The sequence below is a fragment of the Nevskia sp. genome (assembly GCF_051860985.1).
In the GTDB taxonomy this organism is placed as follows: Bacteria; Pseudomonadota; Gammaproteobacteria; order Nevskiales; family Nevskiaceae; genus Nevskia.
Window position 1 is genome coordinate 1 of sequence record NZ_JBIMKV010000046.1, and the last position, 642, is coordinate 642.

The following is a 642-nucleotide window of genomic DNA, read 5'->3' on the forward strand; positions in this document are numbered from 1 at the left end:
ATCATCGGCGGTCCCGGGCTTAACTTCTCTGTTCGGGAGGGGAAGAGGTGAACACCAGGCCAATAGCCACCAACAAGGTCTTTGTTGGTTTGTGTGGTATGGGGAAGGGGGTGAAGCGGATCGTCGCACCGTCCATTCCAATAGCCACCAACAAGCTCTTTGAGTTATCAATTTTGAATTTCGAATGATTGAACGACTGAATATTTTATTCGGTCATTCGGTCATTGGCACATTCAGCATTGATTTTCATGTCATATTGGAAGTAAAAGAGAGAGAGATAAAGATATGTTAATGTGCAAGCTGTTGGGTAATTAGTACTGCTCGGCTGAATGTATTTCTACACGTATACCTGCAGCCTATCAACGTCGTAGTCTACAACGACCCTTATGTGGAAGATTCATCTTCGGGCTAGTTTCGCACTTAGATGCTTTCAGCGCTTATCTATTCCCCACATAGCTACCCGGCCATGCCACTGGCGTGACAACCGGTTCACCAGCGGTGGGTCCACCTCGGTCCTCTCGTACTAAAGGCAGCCCCCGTCAATCTTCCTACGCCCACCACAGATAGGGACCGAACTGTCTCACGACGTTCTGAACCCAGCTCGCGTGCCACTTTAATCGGCGAACAGCCGAACCCTTGGGA

General features: G+C 49.2%; 2 rRNA genes. Both read right to left on the reverse strand.

Going from position 1 to position 642, the window contains the following annotated elements:
• Positions 1-74, reverse strand: a 5S ribosomal RNA gene (gene rrf, locus ACTIGJ_RS19595); the annotation flags it as partial.
• Between the two features lie 216 nt (positions 75-290).
• A 23S ribosomal RNA gene (locus ACTIGJ_RS19600) occupies positions 291-642 on the reverse strand; the annotation flags it as partial.